The organism is Caballeronia sp. BR00000012568055 (assembly GCF_029439455.1).
Classification (GTDB): domain Bacteria; phylum Pseudomonadota; class Gammaproteobacteria; order Burkholderiales; family Burkholderiaceae; genus Caballeronia.
Genome location: NZ_JAQFVG010000358.1, coordinates 249,077 through 267,285, shown reverse-complemented (window position 1 = coordinate 267,285; position 18,209 = coordinate 249,077). Strand labels below are relative to the sequence as shown.

Here is an 18,209-nt window from a genome sequence, read left to right as displayed (position 1 = left end):
GTGTTAATAAGTTGCGTACCGAGCGCTTGACAGGCCGGGCAGGCCTCCGAGGTGGCGGTCTATTGTCACCAAGCGAGCCCATTAATCCACTTGCCCGTTCAACGTGCACTGTCTGGTTGAAAAAGCTGCTTTCTTTGGTGACTTTCTTTGCAGCAGCAAAGAAAGTTACCCCCCCGCCGGGGAGGCGGCTACTGAATCAGACCGCCCCACAAGCAGAAGTAAGCACCTCAAAACTCAAAAATCAAAAAAGCGCTTCGTCGTAGTCCATCATAGGCTTAGCACCAGCGCGCGCCGCCCGAATAGTAGAAGCCGTCTCCGGCAAAAGCTTAGCGAAATAAAACCGCGCAGTAGCCAGCTTAGCCTTATAAAAAGCATCATCAGACGCAGCATGATCAAGCGCCACCCGTGCCATCCGTGCCCAAAAATACGAAAACACGAGATGACCTACAGTGCGCAAATAGGGCACCGCAGCAGCCCCGACTTCATCAGGATTCTGCATAGCCTTCATGCCGATCTCCATCGTAAGCTTCTGCACCTTCTCGCCAATATCCGCGAGCGGATTAACAAACTCCTGCATCTCCGGCTTAACGCCTTCGGCCTCGACAAACTCGGCAACCAGCTTGCCAAAGCGCTTGAGCTTAGCGCCCATATCACCAAGAACCTTGCGCCCAAGCAGATCCAGTGCCTGAATAGAATTCGTGCCTTCGTAAATCATATTGATGCGTGCATCGCGAACGTACTGCTCCATGCCCCATTCGGAGATAAAGCCGTGTCCGCCATAAATCTGCATCGCCATATTGGTGCCTTCGAACGCGTTATCGGTCAGAAAGGCTTTGATAACGGGCGTCAAAAGAGCAACGAAATCCGAAGCTTCGCGACGCGCATCTTCATCGGATGAAGAGAGTTCCTTGTCGATATTCAACGCCGCCCAGTACGTGAACGCGCGCCCCGCTTCGGCATACGCTTTCTGCGTGAGCAACATACGTCGAACATCCGGATGCACGATGATCGGATCAGCGGCCTTCTCCGGCGCTTTCGGCCCCGTCAGCGAACGCATCTGCAGACGCTCTTTCGCATAGACGAGCGAGTTCTGATACGCGACTTCGGTCAGGCCGAGACCCTGCATGCCCACGCCCAGACGCGCCGCGTTCATCATCACGAACATCGCGTTGAGGCCTTTGTTTTCCTCGCCCACCAGCCAGCCCTTCGCGCCGTCGAGATTCATCACGCAGGTTGCGTTGCCATGAATCCCCATCTTGTGTTCGATGGAACCGCACTTGATGCCATTGCGCTCGCCAACACCGCCACTCGAAGAAGGCAGATACTTCGGCACGACAAACAGCGAAATGCCCTTGGTGCCCATCGGCGCGCCCGGCAGACGCGCCAGCACCAGATGGATGATGTTCTCGGCCATATCGTGCTCGCCGCTCGAAATAAAAATCTTCGTGCCGGTGAGCGCGTAGGAACCATCGGAATTGGGTTCGGCCTTGGTGCGCAGAATGCCGAGATCGGTGCCGCATTGCGGTTCGGTCAGGCACATCGTGCCGGTCCACTCGCCCGAGACGAGCTTCGGCAGATACACCGACTTCTGCTCCGGCGTGCCGTGCGCGTGCAGGCATTCGTACGCGCCGTGCGACAGGCCGGGGTACATCGTCCAGGCCTGATTCGCGGAGTTGAGCATTTCGTATAACGCATTATTGACGAACGCCGGCAAGCCTTGTCCGCCGTATTCGGGATCGCAGCCGAGCGCCGCCCAGCCCGCCTCGACATATTGCCGATAGGCTTCCCTGAATCCCGCCGGCGTCTTCACGACACCATCGCCTTCATACGTGCAGCCTTCGCGATCGCCGCTCTGGTTCAGCGGAAACACCACTTCGGCGCAGAACTTGCCGGCTTCTTCCAGCACCTGATTGATGGTGTCGGCATCCAGCTCGGCGTGCTTCGGCATGTGCTTCAGCTCGGCTTCGACGTTCAGCAGCTCGTGCAGCACGAACTGCATGTCGCGAATCGGGGCGGCGTACTGTCCCATTGAGTCTTCTCCGGTTTCTTCTGGATTCTCGTCGCGCGCCGCCCCGTGAGACGGCGCGCTAACGGCTATCTGTGTGATGCGATGTCAATGTCGCCGCCGGACTCGGATCGGGATTCACGCTGGCGTTCGGGCTGATGCTTTCGCTGTTGCCCGCGCTGCTCGGCGCGCCGCCATTCGATCCCGGCGTCTGATACGAAGTAAATGTCTTTTCCAGCGCGTCCCGCGTCAGTTGCACCGCTTCCGGCAGATGCAGGAAACGCGCATCGTGATGCAGGCCGAGCGTAAAGCTGTACAGCTCGAACAGCATGAGTTGCGGATCGGTATCCGCTTTCAGATGCCCTTCGTCCTTCGACTGGCGGATCGCGCGCAAGAGCGCATCGCGCCACATGCTCACGCTGTGTACCAGTTGCTCCCGCACGGCACTGGCCGCGCGATCGTCGTACTCCACAGCGCCGCTGATATAGATGCAGCCCGTGGTCACTTCCTGGATGCGCTTCTCCATCCAGCGATTCATCATCGCGCGAAGCCGCGGCAAACCGCGCGCCTCTCGCAAGCTCGGGAAGAACACTTCGTCTTCGAACCGGCGGTGGTACTCGCGCACCACTTCCACCTGCAAATCTTCGCGCGATCCGAAATGCGCAAACACGCCGCTTTTGCTCATCTGCATCCGCTCGGCCAGCAAGCCGATGGTCAGCCCTTCCAGGCCGTCACGGCTTGCCAAGTCGAGCGCTGCGTCGAGGATCGCGGCCCGCGTCTGTTCGCCTTTTCGCATGATGTCCCTACCGTTCTTATGTGAACCCGTAAAATCGAACGGCCGTTCTATTATTATGGCCGATCCCTCTTGGTACAAGCACTTTTTTAGAAACGCGTTTCTAATGTGATCGCCGTTGTCTATAGGATCAATCGCAACATTGATCCAGCTTATTGTCGCTTGTTGTAGCCGGAATACAGTTAGTGACTGCCCGAGTTCCCATTTCGTGGGAGTACTCTAGTTAAGCCCGGACTGTTGCCGATGGAGATGTGATCATGACGACAATCGGCCCGGACGACACGCATTCTTACGTTTGGCAGATCAATCTGGAATTTTTAGTCGTATTGGCCGATGGTAATCATCTTCATCATCATCCGATACGTGTTATAGGCCAGCCAGTTCAAAGCGCGCTCAGTTATCGGACGTGATTCGTAGTGTTTTTCATCTATCGGTCGACCATCGTCAAAAGCCTGAAGAATTGCGTCGTGCAGGATGGCGATTTCGGCGTGATTCACGAGCACCAGATTCGCTTCGTTATTAAGCACGAGCGACAAAGCATCGAGGTTCGATGAACCGATCGTCGCCCAATCGGAATCGACAACGGCGACCTTCCCATGAAGCATCGTCTTCTCATATTCGGCGATGCGCACGCCATGCTTCAGCAGATTTCCGTAAAGAAACGGCGTGGCGTAATCCAGCGCGACAAATTCCTTGCGTCCGATCACCAGCGACACGCGCACGCCGCGCTGCACCGCCCGCACCAGCGCGCGGCGCAGCTTGCGTCCCGGCATGAAGTACGGATTGGCGAGCAGTACTTCCGTTTCGGCGTGCGCGATGGCCCGCAGATACGCCTTTTCGATCGCCCGCCGATTCAGCAAATTGTCCCGCGCCACGAACGCAACGCACGGCTGATCGACCGCGTGGATTTCGCCGAGTCGCGCGCGTTTGCGTGCGCGCAATGCGCGTCGCGATCCCCAGCGCGTTTGCTGCGGATTCGACTCGCTTTCATTGGTCGATGGCGTCGGCTTCTTGCGCGGTTTGACGCCCAGGCGAATACGCTGCCATTGCGTATCGAAGGCATCGCGTTCATCGGCGACGACGGGACCGCGCGTTTCCATCGCGAAATCCCAGCGCGGCGTGTCGAGATGCGTGCCGTTCTGATCGAAGTCATCGACGATATTGATGCCGCCGCAGTACGCGTACGTGTCGTCGATCAGCGCCAGCTTGCGATGCGTGCGCGACCAGCCCTGTGGCCCGAACAGCAAATGCGGGTTGTACACGCGATGCTCGACGCCGGCTTCCTTCCACTGCGTGAACATCGGCAGATTGCTGTCGGTGCCGATGCCATCGGTAATCACACGCACCGCGACGCCTCGCTCGGCGGCGCGCACGAGCGCGGCGGAGACGGCGCGGCCGGCGTCATCGTTGGCGAAGATATAGGTTTCGAGCGAGACGGATTTCTGCGCGTTGTCGATGCGTTCAATCAGCGCCGGAAAGAATTCGACGCCGCCTTTGAACAGGCGCACATCGTTGCCGGACGTGAAGCAGAAACGCAAAGGCCGGCGGCCGGAAAACAGCGCCTGACGCAGTCGCTTGAAGCTGCGCCGCGGACGCATACCGATCATCGGTTATGCGCCGCGAGGCGCTCGGGTAATTGAAGAATGGCTTCGCGGTTCGACCACGAGAAGCATCGGTCTGCGGCTTCGCGGAACGGCAGCCACAAGTGTGCGGTGTGTTCGCGCGGCGCGAGTGTCACTTCCATACAGTGCGGTACGAGCAGACTGAACTGGTGTTCGGTATTGCGCACCACGCCTTCCGCATAGCGATGCCGCCACTGCGGATAAATCTCGTACTGAATCTGATGATGCCAGTCGAGCAGCGCGCGCTCCGGGACCATCGCGCCGCCAATCACGATGCCCGTTTCTTCCTGCACTTCGCGCGCGGCGGTTTCGATCAGCGGTTCATCGACGTGATCTTTCGAACCCGTCACCGATTGCCAGAAACCCTTGTGATCCGCCCGCTCGATGATCAGCACATCGAGTTCCGGCGTATGAATGACGACCAGAACGGACTCGGGAATTTTCGGCGGCTTGAGCATGAAGGCTTTTTCGTGACTTTCTGAACGTGCGTTTCTTTATCAGACCTCTTCGCAAAGACTGTACCGTAAAAAGTGAAAAAGGCGCACATGGCGCCTTTTTCATTACATCGACAACTAGAAGTGCTTACTGCGCTTTCTGTTCCGGCTGACGCAAGCGAATGTGCAACTCGCGCAACTGGCGCTCGTCCACTTCGCTCGGCGCTTGCGTGAGCAAGTCTTGCGCGCGCTGCGTCTTCGGGAACGCGATGGTGTCGCGGATCGAATCGGCGCCCGACATCAGCGTGACGACGCGGTCCAGACCGAACGCGATACCACCGTGCGGCGGCGCGCCGTATTGCAGCGCGTCGAGCAGGAAGCCGAACTTCAGACGCGCTTCTTCCGCGTTGATCTTCAGCGCGCGGAACACCTTGCTCTGCACGTCTTCCTGGAAAATACGCACCGAACCGCCGCCGATTTCCCAGCCGTTCAGCACCATGTCGTACGCCTTTGCGAGACAACGGCCCGGATCGGTTTCGAGGTATTCGAGGTGCTCGTCCTTCGGGCTCGTGAACGGGTGGTGAGCCGCGACGTAGCGGTTCTCTTCCTCGTCGTACTCGAACATCGGGAAGTCGATCACCCACAGCGGCTTCCAACCGGTTTCGAGCAGGCCGTTCGCCTTGCCGAATTCCGAATGTCCGATCTTCAGACGCAGCGCGCCCAGGCTGTCGTTCACCACCTTCGCGCGATCCGCCGCGAAGAAAATGATGTCGCCGTCTTCGGCTGCGGTGCGTTCCATGATCGCTGCGATTGCCGCGTCATGCAGGTTCTTGACGATCGGGCTTTGCAGACCGTCGCGGCCCTTGGTCTTGTCGTTGACCTTGATCCATGCCAGACCCTTCGCTCCGTAGATGCGCACGAATTCCGTGTACCCGTCGATATCGCCGCGCGAGAGCTCGCCGCCCTTCGGCACACGCAGCGCTGCGACGCGGCCATCCTTCGAATTGGCGGGCATCGAAAAGACCTTGAAATCGACGTCCTTGACCGCGTCGGTCAGGTCAGCGAATTCGAGCTTCACGCGCAGGTCGGGCTTGTCCGAACCGAAACGGCGCATGGCTTCCGAGTACAGCATGACCGGGAATTTCGCCGGAAGCTCGACGTCCATCGTCTCCTTGAAGACGTGCTGGATCATGGCTTCGAACAGATCGCGGATTTCCTGTTCGGAGAGAAACGAGGTTTCGCAGTCGATCTGCGTGAATTCCGGCTGACGGTCGGCGCGCAGGTCTTCGTCGCGGAAGCACTTGGTGATCTGGTAGTAACGGTCGAAGTTCGCGACCATCAGCAATTGCTTGAACAACTGCGGCGACTGCGGCAGCGCGAAGAACTGGCCCGCGTTCACGCGCGACGGCACGAGGTAATCGCGCGCGCCTTCGGGCGTGCTCTTGGTCAGCATCGGCGTTTCGATGTCGATGAAACCTTGCGCGTCGAGATACTTGCGCACTTCCATCGCCACGCGATAACGCAGGCGCAGATTCTTCTGCATCTGCGGACGGCGCAGGTCGAGCACGCGATGCGTAAGGCGCGTGGTTTCCGAGAGGTTGTCGTCGTCCAACTGGAACGGCGGCGTCACCGACGCGTTCAGCACCACGAGTTCGTGGCAGAGCACTTCGATCTTGCCGCTGGTCAGATTGGCGTTGACCGTGCCTTCGGGCCGGTTGCGCACCACGCCCTTCACCTGCACGCAGAACTCGTTGCGCACGCCTTCGGCCACCTTGAACATCTCGGCGCGGTCCGGGTCGCAGACCACCTGAACGAGGCCTTCACGATCGCGCAGGTCGATGAAGATAACGCCACCGTGATCGCGGCGGCGATGCACCCAGCCGCACAGCGAGACGGTTTGGCCCAGCAGGGCTTCGGTCACCAGACCGCAGTATTCAGATCGCATCGACATGATGTTGTGTCTTTCGTTGTTCGTTGATCAACGGCTCGCGCGCCCGGGTTCGCTCTATGCGGTCGGCTGACTCCGCGGCGCGCGTGCCGGCATTACATCGGCGGCTCGGTGGGGCGGCGGGCGGGCGAAGCCGATGACGATGTCATCGGCGTGCTCGGCGCAGGAGCCACCACGCCCATCGAGACGATGTACTTCAGTGCGGCGTCGACGGTCATGTCCAGTTCGACGACTTCGCTTTTCGGCATCATCAAAAAGAAGCCGGAGGTCGGGTTCGGCGTGGTCGGCACATACACGCTGACATGATCCCCTTCCAAATGATTCAATACGTCACCGCCCGGAATGCCCGTGAGAAAGCCGATGGTGTACGAGCCTTTGCGCGGATATTCGATCAATAGCGCTTTTCGGAAGGCGTTGCCGCTCGAAGACAGCAACGTGTCCGAAACCTGTTTCACGCTCGTGTAAAGCGGGCCGACCACGGGAATATGGCGCAGGATCGCGTCCCACCATTGCACCAGTTTCTGGCCGACGAAATTCTGCGTCAGCAAGCCGACGATAAAAATGAACGCCAGCGTAAGCACTGCGCCCAGGCCCGGCAGATGGAAACCGAACAGGACTTCGGGCTGCCACGATTCCGGCAGCAGCAACAGCGTCTGGTCCATCGTGCCGATGACCAGTCCCAGCACCCAAAGCGTAATGGCGAGCGGCACCAACACCAGCAGGCCGGTGAGGAATACGGATTTCAGCGTAGTCTTTTTCGTCGTCACGTTGTTGTCGCCGGGGTCACAGCCGGATGGTCGCGCCGTGTCTCAAAAGGTCCGGAGATTCGGCTGGGCGGATGGGCCGCGCCGCGAAGGCGCGATCGGATTCAGGCGTTCGCCATGCGCGCGCATGGCGTGAAAGCGGACGATAAGTGCTCAGGCCGCGCCCGATGAAGCGGCGCTCGTGCCGCCTGTGTTGCTCGACGTATTGCTGCTATTGCTCGACGAATCCGCGGAACCCGCCGATGTCGCGCTCGACGAACTGGCGGAACTGTCCGCGCCGTTAGATGCGCTGTCCGATTTGGCCGGCGTGTCCGTCGATGCACTCTTGCCGCTGCCGCCGTTATTGCCGCCGCGGAAATCGGTGACATACCAGCCGGAGCCCTTCAACTGGAAGCCGGCGGCCGTGACCTGCTTGGAGAACGTGTCCTTGCCGCACTCGGGACATTGCGTGAGCGGGGCATCGCTCAGCTTCCGGAGCACGTCTTTTTCGAAGCCGCAGGATTCGCAGCGGTATGCGTAAATCGGCATGGCACTCTTCCTACAATTATCTATCGACGCTTGCAAAGCCTTGAATTATAGCCGCAAACCAATTTTGACCCGCGATTTTCAAGTCGCTTTCGATATTCGACTTCTTGAATAAATGCGGGCGGCGATGCAATGTTTCAAGCCTTGCGCCGCCATGTCAGCCAACGCTCGCGACCGGCGAAGACCGGAATCGAACCGGTGACCTCGTGTTCGTCGATCAAATCGAAATACGGCGTGAGAAGCGCGTCCAGATCGGCTCGTTCGATGCCAAACGGCGGTCCTTTCGGCGTCGCGCCCAAAAAATAAAAGCCCGCGAGCAGTTTGCCGGGTTTCAGAAGTGAGGCCATACGAGCGGCGTAGTCCTGCCAGCGGTTCTTCGGCAGCGCGCAAAGAAACGCGCGCTCGTAGATCCAATCCGATTCGAACGGCGGCTGATAAGCGAAAAAATCCGCTTCCTCGACGATGCCCGCGTGCGCTCCGAGTTGCTCCTTGGCCGCCGCGACTGCGCTCGGCGAAAAGTCGATCGCGCGCACGGGCCAGCCGTGCTCGGCGAGAAACTTCGCTTCGTAGGCGCTGCCGCAGCCGGGAATCAGCACATTCGGCTTGTTATCGAGCGACGCGGCGAACGCGGCAAACGCCTCCGGCACGCCCGCCTGATCCCACGGCATAAAGCGCTGATCGAAGCGCTCGTCCCAGAAACCCGGCGAGTTGGGATCGCGGTTATCGAAGTTCGGATCGCTTGCCACAGAAACCTCCGGTTAATGTCCCAGCATCATCTGCGTAATCACGAGGCCTGCGCCCGCCATCGCGATCAATCCGACTGCGAGCAGCGTAATCAGCAGGCGATTGGTGCGCTTTTGCTCGGCGAGAAGCTGACGCATCAATTCGTCGTTATTGCCGTTCGGTGCGTCGTGATGCTGCGCGAGGATGTTGTGAATCAGGCGCGGCAACTGCGGAATCGTCTTGCTCCACTGCGGCGCCTCAAGCTGCAGGCGCTCGTACCAGCCGCGCCAGCCAATCTGCTCGTTCATCCAGCGTTCGAGATACGGCTTGGCCGTTTTCCAAAGATCGAGTTCAGGATCGAGCGAACGGCCTAGACCTTCTACGTTCAGCATCGTCTTTTGCAGCAGCACGAGCTGCGGCTGAATTTCGACGTTGAAGCGGCGCGACGTCGAGAACAGCCGCATCAGCACCTGACCGAGCGAAATATCCTTCAGCGCGCGATCGAAGTACGGCTCGCAGACGGCGCGGATCGCGCTTTCTAATTCTTCGACGCGCGTGGTCGGCGGCACCCATCCCGATTCCAAATGCAGCGTCGCAACCCGGTGATAGTCGCGCTTGAAAAACGCCAGAAAATTCTGCGCGAGGTAGTTCTTGTCGAAGTCCGACAGCGCCCCGACGATGCCGAAATCCAGCGCGATATATCGCCCGAACGTGGCTTCGTCGAGACTCACCTGAATATTGCCGGGGTGCATATCCGCGTGGAAAAAGCCGTCGCGGAACACCTGCGTAAAGAAAATTTCGACGCCTTCGCGCGCCAGCTTCGGAATATCCACGCCCGCCGCGCGCAGCGTTTCGACCTGGCTGATCGGCACGCCAACCATGCGCTCCATGACCAGCACCGTCGGCGCGGACAAATCCCAATACATCTCGGGCACGAGCAGCAGATCGAGCCCCTGAAAATTGCGACGAAGCTGGCTCCCATTGGCAGCTTCGCGCATCAAGTCGAGTTCGTCGTGCAGATATTTGTCGAATTCCGCGACCACTTCGCGCGGCTTCAGACGCCGGCCGTCCGGCCACAGCTTTTCGGCCCAGAACGCGATATCGCGCAGCAAGGCGAGGTCGGAATCGATCACCGGCAGCATATTCGGGCGCAGCACTTTCACCGCGACCGGTTTGCCCGCGTGCTCGCCATTTTTGATCTTGGCGAAATGCACCTGCGCAATCGATGCGCTCGCCACCGGCACGCGCTCGAACTCATCGAACAGCGCGTCGATTGGCGCACCCAGCGATTTTTCGATGATATTCACCGCCACGTTCGAATCGAACGGCGGCACGCGATCCTGCAACTTCGCGAGTTCATCGGCGATATCGACGGGCAGCAGATCGCGACGCGTCGACAGCACTTGCCCGAACTTCACGAAGATCGGCCCGAGGCTTTCCAGCGCGAGACGCAGCCGAATGCCGCGCTCGATGTCGAATTTGCGGCCGAACGTCGTGATGCGCATGAGATAGCGCACGCGGCGATCGTTGATGCCGCTCATCACCAGCTCGTCGAGCCCGAAGCGGACAACGGTAAAGAAAATCTTGAGGAAACGCAGAAAACGCATGTTCAGGTTCGCTTCAGCTCGTTATTTGCGCGAGTCGCGCGTGGACTCGCCGCCCGGACGCGCTGAAGCGCCGCGTTCCGAGCTTCTTTGTTCAATTCGTTCGATGCGCTTTTCCACGCGTGCGAGCGCATCTCGTGCCTTCGAAACTTCGGCGTTGAACGCCTCCAGCGCGCTTTTGCGCACCAGTTGCGGTTGTTCATCGAGGAAAAATTCGGCGAACGTGTCCAGCAGATTACGGCCTGTGCGCTGCGCCTGATCCTGCACCGCGCGTGCAATGCGTCCAACTCGATGCGCCGGCGCATCGCCGATTACGCGCGCCAGATCTTCTTCCGGATCCCAGCGCAAATGTTCGGCCAGCTTGGCCAAAGTCTGCGCGAATTCGGCATCGCCTTCGATACGCACGTGCTTCATCACCGCGCCCTGTCCGCCTTGCAGGAACGCGGGCAGCGCGTCGAGCGGAACGGAAATGGTGACGTCGAACGCGGCTGCATCGGCCTCGCTGGTTGCGGCAAAAAACCCATCGGGCTGCACGACGAGCGCCAGCGTCACCGGCTTGCACGACAGCTTTACGCACTTTCCGGCGTACGGTTTCACGCGCTCACGCGCCCACGGCTCGCGCGCGAGCAAATGGTTCACGGCGGCGGCAAACCCGCTCGATGCGGTTTTCAACGCGGGATTGGCTGCGGGACGGGCGGATTCGTCTGCGTTGGTCATCGGCTGTGAGATAAAAAAACCCGCGTGGGCACTCGCTCACGCGGGTTTCTATTCTACCGTTGCAACCGGCAATCACACGGCCGGTCGCAACGATTGGCCATTCGGCCAGGTGCGGCCTTAGCTGACCTGCTGAATACCTGCCAACAGCCAGCCTTCGTTACCCGACTTCTGCTTCGACAGATTCCAGATTTCGACGAACGGTTCCGCCGCCGCGCCTTCCGACTCGCGGATCAGCCCGTGGAAGCGCACGCTTGCCAGATACTCGCCCGCGCGATCCTCGACGCCCAGCACGTCCGCGTTCAACTGAACCACATCCGTACGATTCGGCACGTTGCCGCGTGCATCGACATCCAGCTTCACTTCGGCAAACATTTCGGGCGTGGTGAACTCGCGGATATCGTTGACGTTGCCGCGATCCCACGCGTCCTGCAGACGAATGAAGTAGACCTTGGCGTTGCGCACGAAGGCTTCGGTATCGAAACCGGCGGGCACGTTCGGCTGCGAGACTTGCGGCGCGGGTGTGTCGATATACGTCGCGCCGTAGCCGGTCACCGGCGGCAGTGTCTGCGGCGCATCCTGATTCAGGCTCGTGCGCGCGGCCGCGCCATACGGCGGTGCACCGCCAGCGCCCGCGTACGCCGGGCCATTACCAGCATTGCCCTGACGCTTGCGCATGATGAAGCGGAACAGCATGACGGCAGCCAGCACGATCAACGCGATCATGATCATGTTCGCCATTGCGCCGGCGAAGGCTTCGCCCAGGCCGAAGTGCGACAACAGCGCCGCGATACCGAGACCGGCCGCGAGACCGGCGATCGGGCCGAGCCAGCGATTACGCGCGGGCTGAGCGGAAGGCGCAGCGGGCGTAGGCTGGGCACGCTGAGCCTGCGCGGCCTGACCCGACTGGCCGAACGACTGCGACGGCGGCGTGCTTTGGCTCTGCTGCGTAGCCGTGGCCGACTGACGGCCCATGCTGCGGCCGCCGCCCATGCGTTTGGCTTCCGCGGTTTCCGCGAAGATCGCACCGGCCGCGATAACGCCAGCCAGCGCCAGAATTCCGGCCTTCCTGAAGAACATATTCAGGAAACCCCGGGTTTGAGGGGTGCGCGAATCGGACATTTCGAATCCTTTGAAGAGTGGAACATCAGAATTTAGTCCCGACGTGTAACGCTACCACGCCACCTGACAAATTGTAATATTCGACTCGATCCAAGCCCGCTTGTTCCATCATCGACTTTAAAGTTTCCTGGTCGGGATGTATACGAATGGACTCGGCCAGATACCGATAGCTCTCGGCGTCTTTCGCCACTTTTTCGCCAAGCCACGGCAAAATCTTGAAACTGTAGATATCGTATGGCTTTTTAAGCGGTTCCCACACTTTCGAGAATTCCAGCACCATGACCTTGCCGCCCGGCTTGGTCACCCGCTGCATCTCAGCAAGCGCCTTGTCTTTGTGGGTCATGTTACGCAAACCAAAGGCAACCGTAACCACATTGAAATAATTGTCCGGGAACGGAATCTTCTCGGCATCGCACAGCAGCGCGGGCGTCAGCACACCCTTGTCGATCAGGCGATCGCGGCCCACGCGCAGCATCGATTCGTTGATATCCGTATGCCAGACTTCGCCGCTTTCGCCTGCCTGTTTGGCGAAGGCCATCGCCAGATCGCCGGTGCCGCCAGCGATATCCAGCACCTTGTAACCCGGCCGCACTTTCGCCTGACCAATCGTGAAGTGCTTCCAGATCCGATGCAGCCCGCCGGACATCAGGTCGTTCATCAAGTCGTAGTTGCTCGCGACAGAGTGAAACACGCCCGCCACTTTCTTCGCCTTGTCCTGCTCATCGACCGTTTCGTATCCGAAGTGGGTCTTGCTCATAGCGCTCTTTCCTCGCCTGTTGTTCGTTCTATGCCGTGCAATTGTCGCGCCGGCTGTGCGGCGTTATGCCGCAGCGTTGATATCAGTGACAGTGCCCGCCGCCAGCGGATTTCGTCGGCATCGGAGCGTCTCGGCTGACGCCCGCCGCTTCGAGCTTTGCAAAATATTCGCGCCACCGGTCGTCCTGACGCGTGGCCAGATCGTGGAGGATGTCCCACGAATAGATACCCGTATTGTGGCCGTCCGAAAAGGTGAGTTGCAGCGCGTAGTGTCCGACCGGCTCGATTCCGACGATCGACACCTCGCGTTTGCCCGTTTGCAGCGTTTCCTGTCCCGGCCCGTGGCCCTGCACTTCCGCCGACGGCGAAAACACGCGCAGCAATTCGAACGGCACGCGGAACGATTCGTCGCCGTATTGCAGTTCCAGCACGCGGGATTTGGAATGAAGAACGACGCCGGTGGGAATCGGCGTCGTCGGGGTAAGTCCGCTCATGGTGTCGTCGTCTTTATTGATGGCCGAACGCGTGGTTCAGCTCGTTGCGCACTTGCTCGCGCAACAGCGTGGCCTGTGCGCGACGCTTCGAAAGTTGCGCCTCGGAAACCGTGCGCTGGCGCGGCGCCCAGATCGGCAGCGGAAAGCGCGAGTCGTTGGTGAAGCGCGGAATGATATGCCAGTGAACGTGCGGCACCTGATTGCCGAGGCTCGCCAGATTCATCTTGTCGGGCACCAGCACGCGACGCATCGCGCGTTCGACGCCGTTGACCGCGGTCATCACGCGCGCGCGGTCGTGGTCCGATAAATCGGACATTTCGGCGACGTGCGCGCCCCAGATCACGCGGCACAAACCCGGCCAATCGGCTTCATCGGCGAGGACGACGCGCAACGCGTCGTCCGACCACAGCACTTCGCCGCCGTCTTCACGGCAAAACACACAGTCCATCATTTACCTCTAGCGAATCGAACATCGATTTCGCTATTACACCAGCACGCGCTCGATACCGCCATTGTTCGCGCGTTCGACGTACTGTTCCATCCAGTTTTCGCCGAGCACCTTGCGCGCGATTTCCACGACGATATAGTCCGCCTCGACATTGGCGTCCTCGTTGTAGCGTGACAGACCTTGCAGGCACGACGGGCAGCTCGTGAGAATTTTCACGTCCGCGCCATTAGTCTGAGGGCCGTCGCCGGCCTTGAGCACCGAACCCGGCTGCGCGCCCGCCGCACCCGCCGAAGCATTGGCGATATTGATGCCGTTCGCGCCCGCTTCGGCCACCAGTGGAATGCCGCGCAACTTGGCCGCGCCCTTGCGAATCTCTTCTTCCTTGCGGAAGCGCACCTGCGTCGATACATCCGGACGCGTGACCGCGAGCGTGCCCGATTCACCGCAGCACCGATCGTTCTTCTCGATCTTGTAACCGTCCTGCGCCGAACCCATCAGTTCATTGACGAGCTTCACCGGATCGATGGTCTTGATCGGCGAGTGGCAAGGGTCGTGATACATGTAGCGCGTGCCCTTCACGCCTTCGAGCTTGATGTTCTTTTCGAGCAAGAATTCGTGAATGTCGATGATCCGGCAGCCAGGGAAAATCTTCTCGAATTCATATCCTGCGAGCTGGTCGTAGCAGGTTCCGCACGAGACCACTACGGTCTTGATATCGAGATAGTTCAGCGTGTTGGCGACGCGATGGAACAGCACGCGATTGTCCGTGACGATCTGCTCGGCCTTGTCGTACTGACCCGAGCCGCGTTGCGGATAACCGCAACACAGATAACCCGGCGGCAACACGGTCTGCACGCCCGCTTCCCACAACATCGCCTGCGTGGCGAGTCCGACTTGCGAGAACAGGCGCTCCGATCCGCAGCCGGGGAAATAGAACACCGCTTCCGAATCCACCGACGTCGTCTTCGGATTGCGGATGATCGGCACGATCTTGTTGTCTTCAATGTCGAGCAGCGCGCGCGCCGTTTTCTTCGGCAGATTGCCCGGCATCTTCTTGTTCATGAAGTGAATCACCTGCTGCACGACCGGCGGTTTGCCGACCGTCGCAGGCGGTTTCGCCGTCTGCTTCTTCGCGAACTTCTTCAGCACGTCGTTGCCGAAGCGCTGCGCTTTATAGCCGACGCCCATCATCGCGGTGCGCGCGAGATTGATGGTCTGCGGATTCGTCGCGTTGAGGAAGAACATGCCGGCCGCGTTGCCCGGATTGAACTTCTTCTTGCCCATCTTGCGCAGCAGATTGCGCATGTTCATCGTGACATCGCCGAAATCGATTTTCACCGGGCACGGCGTCGCGCACTTGTGGCAGACGGTGCAGTGATCGGCGACGTCGTTGAACTCGTCCCAATGTTTGATCGATACCCCGCGGCGCGTCTGCTCTTCGTACAGAAACGCTTCAACCAGCAGCGACGTGGCGAGAATCTTGTTGCGCGGGCTGTACAGCAGGTTCGCGCGCGGCACATGCGTGGCGCACACCGGCTTGCACTTGCCGCAACGCAGACAGTCCTTGATCGACTCGGAAATCGCGCCGATATCCGACTGCTGCATGATGATCGACTCGTAGCCCATCAGCCCGAACGACGGCGTGTACGCGTTGCGCAGATCCGCGCCATCGAACAGCTTGCCCGCGTTGAAGCGGCCATTCGGATCGACACGTTGCTTGTACGCGCGGAATTCGCTGATCTCGTCTTCGGTCAGGAATTCCAGCTTCGTAATGCCGATGCCGTGCTCGCCCGAAATCACGCCATCGAGCGAACGGGCGAGCTTCATGATGCGCGCGACCGCGTGATGCGCGTCCTGCAGCATCGCGTAGTTGTCGGAGTTGACGGGAATGTTCGTGTGCACGTTGCCATCGCCCGCGTGCATGTGCAGCGCGACGAACACGCGGCCGCGCAGCACTTGCTTGTGGATGGCCTGCGCTTCGTCGAGGATCGGTTTGAACTCGCCGCCGTTGAAAATCTGGCGCAATTCGGCGCGAATCTCCTGCTTCCACGAAATGCGCACCGTGCGATCCTGCGCGATATGGAACACGTTCGCGTCCGGCTGCACATCGACGCGATCGGCGAACTTCTCCGCCAGCGCTTCGTAGCCGAGATTGACGAGGTAATGCTGCGCCTCGCGCAAAGGCATATCCAGCTTGTCGCCGACGAACATCCAGCGCGCCCGCACGCGCTTGAGCAAATCGAGCGCTTGCTGCACGCGATCCTCGAGCAATTCGGCGCTCGGGATTTCGTTGGCGTCGTCGGTCTTGCCGAGCGGCAGCTTGCCGGTGCGGAAAAAGGCTTCCAAAGCATCGACCAGTTGCAGCTTGTTCTTGATCGACAATTCGATGTTGATGCGCTCGATCCCGTCCGTGTACTCGCCCATGCGATTGAGCGGAATCACCACGTCTTCGTTGATCTTGAACGCGTTGGTGTGCTTGGCAATCGCCGCCGTACGCGAGCGATCAAGCCAGAAGCGCTTGCGCGCCTCGGCATTCACCGCGACGAAACCTTCGCCGCTCTTGCCGTTCGCCATGCGCACGACTTCCGACGTGGCTTGTGCGACCGCATCCGCATCGTCACCGACGATATCGCCGATCAGCACCATCTTCGGAAACGCGTTGCGCTTGCTCTTGGTCGCATAGCCGACCGCGCGCAGATAGCGTTCGTCGAGATGTTCGAGACCCGCGAGAATCGCGCCGCCCTGCTTCGATGTCTCGAACAAATAATCCTTGATCTCGACGATGCTCGGAATCGCGTCGCGCGCCTGGCCGAAGAATTCGAGGCAGACGGTGCGCGTGTGCGCGGGCATCTTGTGGAGAATCCAGCGCGCAGACGTAATCAGCCCGTCGCAGCCTTCTTTCTGCACGCCGGGAAGGCCGGCGAGGAATTTATCGGTGACGTCTTTGCCGAGGCCTTCCTTGCGGAACACGCGGCCTTTGATATCGAGATTTTCGGTGCGGATGAGTTTCTCGCCCGGCGGACGATTGCCGTCGAACCAGTCGAGCCGGAACCGCGCCACTTCGACGTCGTGAATCTTGCCGCAGTTGTGATCCAGACGCGTAACTTCGAGCCAGTTGCCCTCCGGATCGACCATGCGCCACCACGCGAGGTTGTCGAGCGCCGTGCCCCACAACACCGCTTTCTTGCCGCCCGCGTTCATCGCCACGTTGCCGCCGACGCAGGACGCATCGAGCGACGTCGGATCGACGGCGAAGACGAAGCCCGCTTGCTCGGCCGCTTCCGTCACGCGGCGCGTGACCACGCCCGCGCCGGAGAAAATCGTCGCGACCTTGCGATCGACACCCGGCAAATCCGTCATTTCGACCGGGCCGAGTTGTTCGAGCTTTTCCGTGTTGATGACGGCTGAGAACGGCGTCAGCGGAATCGCGCCGCCGGTGTAGCCGGTGCCGCCGCCGCGCGGGATCACGGTCAGACCGAGTTCGAAGCACGCCTTGATCAGACCGGCGATTTCCGCTTCGCTGTCCGGCGTCAGCACGACGAACGGATATTCGACGCGCCAGTCGGTCGCGTCCGTGACGTGCGCCACGCGCGAGAGGCCATCGAACTTGATGTTGTCCTTCGCCGTCTGCCGGCCCAGCACGCGCGATGCGCGGCGGCGCAAGTCAGCCATGCGGCCGAATTCGTTGGCGAATTCATCGACGGCGACGCGCGCTGCGGCCACCAGCAATTGCACGCGCGATGCGCGTTCGTTGCTGCCCGCTTCGTCGCTGTGTTCGGACAGATCGGCGCTGCGGCGCTTCTCGATTTCGTGCAGACGATGGTTCAGCGCTTCGACCAGCAAGGCGCGGCGCTTGGGGTTGTCGAGCAAGTCGTCTTGCAGATACGGATTGCGGCGCACGACCCAAATGTCACCGAGCACTTCGTACAGCATGCGCGCCGAGCGGCCGGTGCGGCGTTCGCTGCGCAGCGAATCCAGCGCGGCCCAGGCTTCGTCGCCGAGCAGGCGCATGACGATTTCGCGATCGGAAAACGACGTGTAGTTATAGGGAATTTCGCGCAGACGGGGTTCGGTATCGAGCGCCGTGGCGGCATGGGCGCCGTTCGGATCGAAGGCTTGGGGTGCGTTCATGTTCGACGGTTCGGTGTGCCGGAGAACGCGCTCTTGCTGTCAAAAGCAGCGGGAACGCCGGCGATGCGCGTGGGGGCGCAAATTTTCGAGTGAGACTTATCTTGGCGAAGGCCGCCGGATCGCCCG

The 18,209-nt window shown here is 60.2% G+C and carries 15 protein-coding genes; all 15 read right to left on the bottom strand.

Features of this window, described 5'->3' with window-relative positions; all coding sequences use genetic code 11:
* Window positions 1-241: 241 nt before the first annotated feature.
* Window positions 242-2,029, bottom strand: a complete 1,788-nt coding sequence (locus tag P7F28_RS33070) for an acyl-CoA dehydrogenase C-terminal domain-containing protein (protein WP_277189504.1) — start codon at window positions 2,027-2,029, stop codon at window positions 242-244.
* Window positions 2,030-2,087: 58 nt separating this feature from the next.
* Window positions 2,088-2,801, bottom strand: coding sequence for a TetR/AcrR family transcriptional regulator (locus P7F28_RS33065; RefSeq protein WP_277189503.1), 714 nt, complete (start codon window positions 2,799-2,801; stop codon window positions 2,088-2,090).
* 314 nt (window positions 2,802-3,115) lie between these two features.
* Window positions 3,116-4,405, bottom strand: a complete 1,290-nt coding sequence (locus tag P7F28_RS33060) for a phosphatidylserine/phosphatidylglycerophosphate/cardiolipin synthase family protein (RefSeq protein ID WP_277189502.1) — start codon at window positions 4,403-4,405, stop codon at window positions 3,116-3,118.
* A complete protein-coding gene (nudB, locus tag P7F28_RS33055; protein ID WP_277189501.1) occupies window positions 4,402-4,878 on the bottom strand; it encodes a dihydroneopterin triphosphate diphosphatase in 477 nt (158 codons plus the stop codon). The genes P7F28_RS33060 and nudB overlap by 4 nt, the downstream gene beginning before the upstream one ends.
* Window positions 4,879-5,002: 124 nt before the next feature.
* Complete coding sequence (gene aspS / locus P7F28_RS33050) at window positions 5,003-6,805, bottom strand: aspartate--tRNA ligase (RefSeq protein WP_277189500.1); 1,803 nt, start codon at window positions 6,803-6,805, stop codon at window positions 5,003-5,005.
* A 92-nt stretch (window positions 6,806-6,897) separates the two neighbouring features.
* The gene (locus P7F28_RS33045) at window positions 6,898-7,569 is read right to left on the bottom strand and encodes a DUF502 domain-containing protein (protein ID WP_277189499.1); all 672 of its coding nucleotides are present in this window, start codon (window positions 7,567-7,569) and stop codon (window positions 6,898-6,900) included.
* Between the two features lie 150 nt (window positions 7,570-7,719).
* Window positions 7,720-8,094 (bottom strand): FmdB family zinc ribbon protein, encoded by a 375-nt coding sequence (locus P7F28_RS33040; protein WP_277189498.1) that lies wholly within the window; start codon window positions 8,092-8,094, stop codon window positions 7,720-7,722.
* A 134-nt stretch (window positions 8,095-8,228) separates the two neighbouring features.
* Window positions 8,229-8,837, bottom strand: coding sequence for a methyltransferase (locus P7F28_RS33035; protein WP_277189497.1), 609 nt, complete (start codon window positions 8,835-8,837; stop codon window positions 8,229-8,231).
* Window positions 8,838-8,849: 12 nt separating this feature from the next.
* Window positions 8,850-10,421, bottom strand: a complete 1,572-nt coding sequence (gene ubiB / locus P7F28_RS33030) for a ubiquinone biosynthesis regulatory protein kinase UbiB (protein ID WP_277189496.1) — start codon at window positions 10,419-10,421, stop codon at window positions 8,850-8,852.
* A gap of 21 nt (window positions 10,422-10,442) precedes the next feature.
* A complete protein-coding gene (locus tag P7F28_RS33025; protein WP_277189537.1) occupies window positions 10,443-11,090 on the bottom strand; it encodes an SCP2 domain-containing protein in 648 nt (215 codons plus the stop codon).
* 162 nt (window positions 11,091-11,252) lie between these two features.
* Window positions 11,253-12,254, bottom strand: a complete 1,002-nt coding sequence (locus P7F28_RS33020; RefSeq protein ID WP_277189494.1) for a Tim44 domain-containing protein — start codon at window positions 12,252-12,254, stop codon at window positions 11,253-11,255.
* Window positions 12,255-12,279: 25 nt separating this feature from the next.
* Window positions 12,280-13,011 (bottom strand): bifunctional demethylmenaquinone methyltransferase/2-methoxy-6-polyprenyl-1,4-benzoquinol methylase UbiE, encoded by a 732-nt coding sequence (gene ubiE, locus P7F28_RS33015; RefSeq protein ID WP_277189492.1) that lies wholly within the window; start codon window positions 13,009-13,011, stop codon window positions 12,280-12,282.
* Window positions 13,012-13,093: 82 nt separating this feature from the next.
* Window positions 13,094-13,504, bottom strand: coding sequence for a DUF971 domain-containing protein (locus P7F28_RS33010; protein WP_277189491.1), 411 nt, complete (start codon window positions 13,502-13,504; stop codon window positions 13,094-13,096).
* Between the two features lie 13 nt (window positions 13,505-13,517).
* Window positions 13,518-13,952: an HIT family protein gene (locus tag P7F28_RS33005; RefSeq protein ID WP_277189535.1), complete on the bottom strand. Its 435-nt coding sequence runs from the start codon at window positions 13,950-13,952 to the stop codon at window positions 13,518-13,520.
* 36 nt (window positions 13,953-13,988) lie between these two features.
* Complete coding sequence (locus tag P7F28_RS33000) at window positions 13,989-18,083, bottom strand: FAD/FMN-binding oxidoreductase (protein WP_277189490.1); 4,095 nt, start codon at window positions 18,081-18,083, stop codon at window positions 13,989-13,991.
* Window positions 18,084-18,209: the final 126 nt, after the last annotated feature.

Coding starts and splice junctions, on each gene's coding strand:
- P7F28_RS33070 (WP_277189504.1), bottom strand. CDS start 2,029: ATGGGACAGTACGCCGCCCCGATTCGCGACATGCAGTTCGTGCTGCAC.
- P7F28_RS33065 (WP_277189503.1), bottom strand. CDS start 2,801: ATGCGAAAAGGCGAACAGACGCGGGCCGCGATCCTCGACGCAGCGCTC.
- P7F28_RS33060 (WP_277189502.1), bottom strand. CDS start 4,405: ATGATCGGTATGCGTCCGCGGCGCAGCTTCAAGCGACTGCGTCAGGCG.
- nudB (WP_277189501.1), bottom strand. CDS start 4,878: ATGCTCAAGCCGCCGAAAATTCCCGAGTCCGTTCTGGTCGTCATTCAT.
- aspS (WP_277189500.1), bottom strand. CDS start 6,805: ATGTCGATGCGATCTGAATACTGCGGTCTGGTGACCGAAGCCCTGCTG.
- P7F28_RS33040 (WP_277189498.1), bottom strand. CDS start 8,094: ATGCCGATTTACGCATACCGCTGCGAATCCTGCGGCTTCGAAAAAGAC.
- ubiB (WP_277189496.1), bottom strand. CDS start 10,421: ATGCGTTTTCTGCGTTTCCTCAAGATTTTCTTTACCGTTGTCCGCTTC.
- P7F28_RS33020 (WP_277189494.1), bottom strand. CDS start 12,254: ATGTCCGATTCGCGCACCCCTCAAACCCGGGGTTTCCTGAATATGTTC.
- ubiE (WP_277189492.1), bottom strand. CDS start 13,011: ATGAGCAAGACCCACTTCGGATACGAAACGGTCGATGAGCAGGACAAG.
- P7F28_RS33010 (WP_277189491.1), bottom strand. CDS start 13,504: ATGAGCGGACTTACCCCGACGACGCCGATTCCCACCGGCGTCGTTCTT.
- P7F28_RS33005 (WP_277189535.1), bottom strand. CDS start 13,952: ATGGACTGTGTGTTTTGCCGTGAAGACGGCGGCGAAGTGCTGTGGTCG.
- P7F28_RS33000 (WP_277189490.1), bottom strand. CDS start 18,083: ATGAACGCACCCCAAGCCTTCGATCCGAACGGCGCCCATGCCGCCACG.